Source organism: Sphingopyxis selenitireducens (assembly GCF_051550705.1).
Taxonomy (GTDB): domain Bacteria; phylum Pseudomonadota; class Alphaproteobacteria; order Sphingomonadales; family Sphingomonadaceae; genus Sphingopyxis.
The window spans coordinates 228,581-236,287 of record NZ_JBPULG010000007.1 but is presented as its reverse complement, the minus strand read 5'-3'; the positions used below and the strand labels follow the sequence as shown (position 1 = coordinate 236,287).

Sequence of the window (7,707 nt, the reverse complement as noted above, 5' to 3'; positions counted from 1 at the left end):
CGTAATCCGGATCCCAGAGCACCTGAATGGAAATTTTATGCTGACCGCTGGGCAATTTGCCGGGTTGACGGGTCGTTAGGTTGCCGCCGCTTATCCCCCATACTTTTCGTGGATTGATTTACTGTGCTCGGCTGCGTGGCGAGGAACCCACCTCTTGCGATATCGCTTAAAATCTTTTCCATTAATTTCGTCACAGAAAGGGAGACGCGCATCTCAATTCTGTGACTGGCCTCATCGTGTTGAAATTTCGCGATTGTCACTGGAAGGTTCGCTATATTCGATGGGCAGATATCGATTTGATTTTAAAAGTAAAAATTTCTGATGGACTGGCAGACGGCACTTTCGCCCAGTAAATTTATTTTATATTATATTTCAATGGTTTATTTTCTGATTGATAATTGAGTGGGAGTAAGGTCTTACTCCGGGCGCGAGGAGCCTATCTTACGCTCATGGCCGAACCCGTTCTGAAACTGAAAGTCCAGTTGCTGTGTGGCGACGAGATCGCGATGGGGCCCGGCAAAGCCGACCTTCTCGACGCCATTCACACGCATGGCTCCATCTCGGCCGCAGGACGCGCGCTCGGCATGAGCTATCGGCGTAGCTGGCTCCTCGTCGATGCCATGAATCGCTGCTGGACGGAACGGCTGGTGGAGACGATAGCCGGCGGCGGAAAAGAACGCGGCGCCAGGGTCACCGATGCCGGACAGAAAATACTCGCGGCGTATCGGGAAATCCAGAGGTCGGCACTCCAGTCGGTCCATGGAGACGCGTATCGGGAGCTAGGCCGTAAAGTGCGGGAGGTTCCGTTGGCACCGGATGCGGCCAGAAGTTCATAACCGCTTGCCGCAAGCCCAGTCGGGACGCCCGAGGCGCGGTTCCACCAGAAACTGCTTGTCGGTCAGAGCTTCGAGAAAAGCGAGGAGCGGCGCCATCTCCGTGTCGGAAAGCGCCACGCGATGTCGGCGGATAGCATGGGCCAGCGTGGAAGAACTCCCGTCGTGCCACCATGGCCGGGTCACGGCGACGTTACGCAGCGGCGGCGTGCGGAAATAACCCTCGTCGGCCTCGCGGCCCGTATGTTCGGCAAGCCCACGATCAGATCCGATTGGATCGCCGAGGCGATGATAGGCCGCATCGGTAAGCAGCGGCCCCGAATGACAGGAAGTACAGCCGGCGGACTGAAACACGCCTTGCCCCTCAAGCTGAAGCGGCGTCAGCGCGGCCAGATCGCCCCGCACGGCGCGGTCATACGGGCTGTCGAGCGCGACCATCGTCCGCTGGAATGCGGCGAGCGCCGCCGCGACGTTCGGCACATCGATTCGCCCCTGCTGCTCGGGAAAGGCCTTTGCAAACATGCGGCGGTAGCAGCGGTTCGCGCCGAGCCGCCGACCTAGCTCCGCCTCCTTGCCTGTCATCCCCATCTCAACGGGATTCTCGCCAAGCAGCGGGATCAGCGCCTGCACTTCAAGCGAGGTTGCAGATGGATCGGCGAAGGTCAGCCGCGGCAGCCACGCCACATTGCCAAGCCCGGGCGCGTTGCGGCGGCCGGGGTCTCCATGGACGCCGGGGCGTGTCGCATTGCCGTCGGCGAAAGCGCGCTTCTGTTCGTGGCAACCGGCACAAGCGAGCGTACCGTCAAGCGACAGGTCGGCATCGTAGAAAAGCCGCCGCCCGAGTTCGACCTTGGCATCGCTCATCCGGTTGTCACGCGGAACCGGCGGCGGCAGGACGCCCGGAGGCAGGTTCCAGGACCAGGGTGGCGCTGTCGCCGCGGTCAGAAGCAACGCTGCCGCGCCGAGGAACGCTTTCACGGCAGGGGCGCAACCAGAAGCGTCAAAGCGTCGGTCCCGTTCGCGGAAACTTGCAGCATGTAGGTGCCGGGCGTCAGCCGATAATCGACCATCTTGCGGATGCCCGAGCAGTCGGGACCGCGCCCGTGAGCGACCGATGGCCATGCAACGCCATCTTTCACGACATCGATCCATGCGCCCGAACTCAGCGCCACCCGCCACATGCCTTCTTCCGCAACGGTGAAGCTGGCCAGTCCGCCAAAGCTTACGCTCCCACCCGGCTTTTCGGGCCGCAGCGGATAGGCAATTTTCGGCGTCGGCAACAATTTGAACTGCATCGCCCTTCCCGAGATCAAGCGGGCCGTTGCACTTCCCTTGGCGTTGGCCTCCGCTTTCATGGTGCCGGGGGCAGCCCATCCTGTCAGCGGCGCGGGAAGCTCCGCGGGCGCGGTGCAGGCCGGCGGTGCCTCTGCTTGCCGGGCTTGTGAAGGCGGGCCGACAAGCGACGCCGGAAGCGCGCACGCTAGCAGAAGAGCGAAGCGAGGCATCAGCGGCTTTCCTTTCGATCAAACACTATATACCGCTGGATATAGAGATTCGGCGATAAAAAAAGGGGAAATTCATGCAGCCCACCCTCTCATTCCTGCTTTGCGCGACCTGCATGTTTGCGCCGCAGGCTTATGCTCAAGACGGCGGAAACCCGTTATCGGAAGACGATCGCTTCGCACTCGGCCAGATCGTCGTCACCGCGCCGCGCAGCGAGGGGATTGGGATCGGAATCGACGGAGAAGCCTTGTCGTCCGAGGCGATCTATAAATTCAATCGCACGTCGCTCGACGATGCGGTCAATCTGATGCCGGGGGTCGTTGCGGGTAACAGCGGCGGCACGCGCAATGAGCGGCTGGTCTTCGTGCGCGGCTTCGACCGGTTTCAGGTGCCGCTGTCGATCGACGGCATTCGTGTCTATTTGCCTGCCGACAACCGGCTCGATTATGGCCGCTTCCTGACCACTGACATTTCCGAAGTACAGGTCGCCAAAGGCTATGCGTCGGTACTCGACGGCCCCGGCGCGATGGGCGGCGCGATCAACCTCGTGACGCAGCGACCGACCAAGGCGCTCGACATCGATGTGCGCGGCACGGTCAATTTCGATAATGATGTCGGATATGCCGGTTATTCGACATCCGCGCTTATCGGCACACGACAGGACCGCTGGTACGCGCAGGCGAGCTATGCGCGGAGCTTCACCGACCATTGGGACCTGCCGAAAAGTTTCACGCCGATCGTTCCGGCACTTGAAGATGGCGGTGAACGCGATTTCTCCCGCACCCGCGATTGGCGCGTCAACGTGAAGCTTGGTTACACGCCCAACGACACCGACGAATATGCGATCAGCTATACGCGGCAGGAAGGTGCGAAGAATGCTCCGCTTCACGTCAGCGATCTCGTCACGACGCCGCGATTCTGGAACTGGCCTTTCTGGGATATCGAAAGCGTCTATTTCCTGTCGACGACCGCGCTCGGCGACCGTGCGACGCTCAAGACGCGCGCCTATTATAATCAGTTCGATTCGATCCTGCGTTCGTTCAACGACCGCACCCAGACGACGCAAAGCCGTCCCTTCGCATTCGACAGCCCCTATTTCGACAAGGCATGGGGCGGATCGACCCAGCTGGATTTCCGGGTAAGCGACGCGGACACGCTGCGCCTTGCCTTCCACTATCGCCACGACAAGCATGTCGAGGCGCAGACCAGCTTCTCGACCGCAGGGGTGGGAACGACCGAGCCGCCGCAAACGCAGACCGAAAACACATTTTCAATCGCGCTCGAAAACGAACTGGCGATCACCCCGGCGCTGCGTTTCAAGGTCGGCGGGAGCTTCGACTGGCGCGACCTCAAGCGCGCGGAGGAGTTCGGCTCGCCGCTCGGCACCTCCGGAACGCCCTCCGTCATCTATCAATATCCACGGAAGGATGCCGAGACCTGGAATCTTCAGGGGCGCTTCGACTGGGATGCGAGCGACGCCGTGACATTGCACGCCAGCCTGTCGTCGCGTGCGCGCTTCCCGACGATTTTCGAGCGGTTCAGCCAGCGGTTCAACACCGCCATTCCAAACCCGCAGCTCAAGGCGGAGCGCGCGACCAATGCCGAAATCGGCGGAAGCTGGACAAGCGGCGGCGTGCGGCTCGACGGCGCAATCTTCTACAGCTGGATCGACGACGCAATCTTCGGCGTGCTGACGCCCGCATATCCATGCACCGCCTCGACCACGCCCCCGGCAACGCCAACACCCGGCTGCACGCTTCGGAATCTGACCCAGAGCCAAAATGTCGGCAGCGGTGAATATTATGGCGCCGAAGCGTCGGTCACCGCGACCCTGACGCAAGGATTCGAAGTCGGGGCCAACTATACGCTTACCAAGCGCGACCTGTCCTATGCCGCCAATCCCGCGTTCCGGCCAACCGGCGTGCCGACACACAAGGCGCTTGTCTATGCCGACTGGTCTCCGCTCGGCGGACTGCATATCCAGCCAAGCGTCGAGCTCGCGTCCAGTCGCTGGACATTGTTCACAGCCACGCCGACGACGCAGCCGGCCCGCTACGTCCGGACCGGATCCTATGTGAGCGCCGCCATCCGGATCGAATATTCCATTAGCGACAAGATCGACATCGGCATCGGCGCACGAAATATCCTGGACGAGGAATATAGCCTCACGGACGGTTTCCCGGAGCCGGGACGCACCCTGTTTGCGACGGTCCGGGCGCGCTACTGATCCCGCGAAGGCCAGTCTTATCGACACAAGTCACGGCCGCTTCTGGCCTGTGGGGAGAGGCCGATTCCAGGAAAAAGGGCCGCGAAGTGGGCCATAGGCTTCGCGGCCCGTAACTGACATTTCCAACCAGCATAAAAGGCCCTTTCCATTCAGCGTAATGATACTCTATATCATTACCATGCCCCTACAGAATGCAGCGCACCGCCCCTTTTCAACCCTGTTCGAAGAGGTCGAGAGACTTCATGATGGCAAAGCTTGGGGGAGCTTTCTCGATGCCGGAACCGGCACGAATTCCATGGGCTGGATCAGCACCCTCGCGACCGACCGCTGGACTGCGGTGAGCGGCGCCGAGGCGCATGCCATTCAGGTTGGTGATGCAGTCGCCGCAACCCGGCGTCCCCGGGACCGTATCGTGGTCGGCAACTGGGCCAACCCGGACCTGCTCGCCGGCGAGAGCTATGATACGGTGCTTGCCGACTATCTTCTCGGCGCGATCGACGGTTTCGCACCCTATTTTCAGCATCGCCTGTTCGAACGGCTGCGCCCGCTCGTCAAACGGCGCCTGTATGTTGTGGGCCTTGAACCCTATGTCACCGGAGCGCCTGAAACGCCCCCGAGCCGACTGGTCTGGGAGATCGGTCGCTTTCGCGACGCATGCCTGCTCCTCGCGGGAGAACAGCCCTATCGCGAATATCCGGCGCAATGGGCGGTCGATCATCTCGAGGCGTCGGGATATCGGGTGATCGCGGCAAAGCGCTTCGCCAATCGCTACAAACAGCGTTTCGTGAACAGCCAGATCGATATGTGCGCCCCGCGCCTCGCGAAGATCGCCGATCGGGCACTGTCGGCGTCGCTCGCGGCGCGCGGAGAGATACTACGTACCGAAGCCCTGAGGCATATCGAGCGCGAGGGAAGCCTGCGCCACGGATTCGATTATATTCTCGCCGCCGAACCGGCCTGATCCGCCGGCTGGGGAAGGAGGGGCGCGGGACTAGACACCCCTCCTTCCGGCCGCCCCGTTGGCCTAGAAACTGGTGCGCAGCCCGAAGACGAAGTTGCGCCCTCGCAGCGGCGACGCATTCTTGATGAAGGACGCGTGGTTATAGGCGAGTTCGTTGGTCAAGTTGGTCGCGCGTACGAACAATTCAGCGTCAGCCTTTGGCCCGAGCGCGAGCTTGTAGGCCAGCGTCGCGTTGAGCATGTCATAGCCCTTCGTCCGTGTTTCGAACGCGGCGATCCGCCCCTGCTCGAACACATGGTAAAATTCGACGTCGCCCGACAACGGCCCCCAACGCCCATCGGCCCGCGCGCCGAGCCGTCCGGCCGGGATACGCGGCAGATCGCCGAGGCCACCCTTCAGCTTCGCACGCACATAGTCGCCGAACAGCGACACGCCGACGGCGCCGAAGTCATGCCGCACCTCGCCATCGACACCGGTGAAGGTCGCGTCGGCAGCGGTGTAGCGGATAAGGCGGAAATCCTCGAACTGGTCGAGCGTATTCGCGAAAATATAGTCGTCGAAATCCTGATGATAAGCGCCGATGGTAAAAGTCGTCGTCCCCTTCGTCTTGCGGAAGGTCAGGTCGACCGACTTGCCCGTTTCCTTGCCCAGCGTCGCGGTGCCGAGTTCGTAGGTGTTGGTGGCAAGGTGGATACCGCGCGCATATAATTCCTGCACATTGGGCGCGCGCTGCGATCGCGCGAGCGACAATGCGAGCGAATAGTCGCCCCCGATGTCCCAGATCGCCGCGCCGGAGATCGAGAAGGGCCTGTGACGGACCTCGCGGTTCAGCGTCGTCTCGATCCGCTGCCATTCCTGCCGCGCCGCGAGTTCGAGGCGGACCGGACCGGCATCAAGCGTTTCCATCAGGAAGAGCGCAGTATTGCGCGTTTCGCTTTCGGGCAGAAAGGCTTCCTCTCCAACCGCGCTGAACTTGCTTTCCGAATGCTGGACGCCGAACGCACCGCGCAGGGGGCCGATGGGCTTGTGCGCCAGTTCGAAGCGCAGTTCGTGCGCCTTGTTGCTGAACGTCGTCGCGACCTCGTCATGTTCGATCTCGTCATGCTCGTAATCGGTAAACGAGAGGCGGAAGCGCACCTTCTCAAAGCCCGGCAGCGGGTCTTCATATTCGCTGCGGATATCGAAGCGTTCGCTACGCAATTTGACGAACGGCACTTCCTCATGTTCGTGGTCGTGATCATGGTCGTGGTCATGATCCTCGTCGTCATGCCCGTGGCCGCCGCAGTGAAGGCTGCTGCCGTGGGGATGACATCCCTCATAATCGTGACTGTGGCCGGGCAGGCCATATTCGCTGCGCTGGCGCGTATAGGCGACGCCCAGATACCCCCCGCTGCCGACCCATGAACCGCCAACGGTGAAGGTCGAGGTGTCATTATACGACCCGTCGACATGGCGTTCGCCGAACCCCTTGGGTACGCGGTAATCGTTGGACGAGCGATGGACGCCTTCGATGCGCAGCGCCAGCCCCTGCCCGCCGATGGTGACCCCGCCGACAAGCGACCGCTCATCGTCCGCGGTGCCGAAGCGGCCCTCGAGCGTGCCCGCGATGCCGCCGTCGGGGATCGACGTGGGGACCTTCTCGTCGAGCAGATTGATCGCGCCGCCGATTGCGCTGCCGCCATAGAGCAGGGCCGAGGGACCGCGCAGCACCTCGATCCCGCGCAGCAACAGCGGTTCGGTCGTAACCGCATGGTCGGGCGAGATCGCCGAAGCGTCATGGACGCTGGCACCGTCGGACAGCGCCTGAACGCGCGGGGCGGTCTGTCCGCGAATGACCGGCCGGCTCGCGCCGCCGCCGAAATTGTCGAAATTAATGCCTGGTTGCCCTGCAAGCGTATCGCCGAGCGTCGCCTGACGGCGGTGGATGAGTTCGTCGCCCGAAAGCGTGATTACGGGCGTGGCGGTCTCATCGGCTCGAAGACCGAGCACATTGGCCGACACAATAATCTCGGGATTGGCGGTGCTGCCGGCCTGGATGAACCCCGCGTGGGGCGGCGTTGCGGGCTTCGTTACCGGAATCGATTCGGCGGCGAAGGCCATATGCGGGACGACTGCCGGAACCGCAGCCGACAGCAAAAATACTCGAAATTTCACAAAAACCCCTTTCCTATCTGGACGGCGGC

6 protein-coding genes are annotated in these 7,707 nt (G+C 61.9%); 3 read left to right on the top strand and 3 right to left on the bottom strand.

The annotated features are described in order from the left end of the window. The first annotated feature begins 449 nt into the window (after positions 1-449). Positions 450-836 (top strand): winged helix-turn-helix domain-containing protein, encoded by a 387-nt coding sequence (locus ACSYDV_RS21935; protein ID WP_438326202.1) that lies wholly within the window; start codon positions 450-452, stop codon positions 834-836. On the opposite strand, the gene ACSYDV_RS21930 is transcribed toward ACSYDV_RS21935, so the two are convergent. Together ACSYDV_RS21930 and ACSYDV_RS21925 are read right to left on the bottom strand one after the other, a co-directional pair. Next, positions 831-1,811 carry a cytochrome-c peroxidase gene (locus ACSYDV_RS21930; protein WP_438326201.1) on the bottom strand — a complete coding sequence of 327 codons (981 nt, stop codon included), beginning with the start codon at positions 1,809-1,811 and terminating at the stop codon, positions 831-833. The genes ACSYDV_RS21935 and ACSYDV_RS21930 overlap by 6 nt on opposite strands. After that, positions 1,808-2,128: a hypothetical protein gene (locus ACSYDV_RS21925; protein ID WP_438326200.1), complete on the bottom strand. Its 321-nt coding sequence runs from the start codon at positions 2,126-2,128 to the stop codon at positions 1,808-1,810. Before ACSYDV_RS21925 ends, ACSYDV_RS21930 begins: the two co-directional genes overlap by 4 nt. 284 nt (positions 2,129-2,412) lie before the next feature. Here ACSYDV_RS21925 and ACSYDV_RS21920 point away from each other — a divergent pair, with 284 nt between their 5' ends. Beyond that, positions 2,413-4,563, top strand: a complete 2,151-nt coding sequence (locus ACSYDV_RS21920; protein ID WP_438326199.1) for a TonB-dependent receptor plug domain-containing protein — start codon at positions 2,413-2,415, stop codon at positions 4,561-4,563. Positions 4,564-4,858: 295 nt separating this feature from the next. Beyond that, positions 4,859-5,524: a hypothetical protein gene (locus tag ACSYDV_RS21915; RefSeq protein WP_438326198.1), complete on the top strand. Its 666-nt coding sequence runs from the start codon at positions 4,859-4,861 to the stop codon at positions 5,522-5,524. Between the two features lie 63 nt (positions 5,525-5,587). Here ACSYDV_RS21915 and ACSYDV_RS21910 read toward each other — a convergent pair whose 3' ends face one another. Continuing rightward, a complete protein-coding gene (locus tag ACSYDV_RS21910; RefSeq protein ID WP_438326197.1) occupies positions 5,588-7,678 on the bottom strand; it encodes a TonB-dependent receptor domain-containing protein in 2,091 nt (696 codons plus the stop codon). Between the last annotated feature and the right edge of the window lie 29 nt (positions 7,679-7,707).

Bases quoted from the DNA above. Each gene is read 5' to 3' on its own strand.
- ACSYDV_RS21915 (WP_438326198.1), top strand. From the start codon at position 4,859: ATGGGCTGGATCAGCACCCTCGCGACCGACCGCTGGACTGCGGTGAGC.
- ACSYDV_RS21935 (WP_438326202.1), top strand. From the start codon at position 450: ATGGCCGAACCCGTTCTGAAACTGAAAGTCCAGTTGCTGTGTGGCGAC.
- ACSYDV_RS21920 (WP_438326199.1), top strand. From the start codon at position 2,413: ATGCAGCCCACCCTCTCATTCCTGCTTTGCGCGACCTGCATGTTTGCG.
- ACSYDV_RS21925 (WP_438326200.1), bottom strand. From the start codon at position 2,128: ATGCAGTTCAAATTGTTGCCGACGCCGAAAATTGCCTATCCGCTGCGG.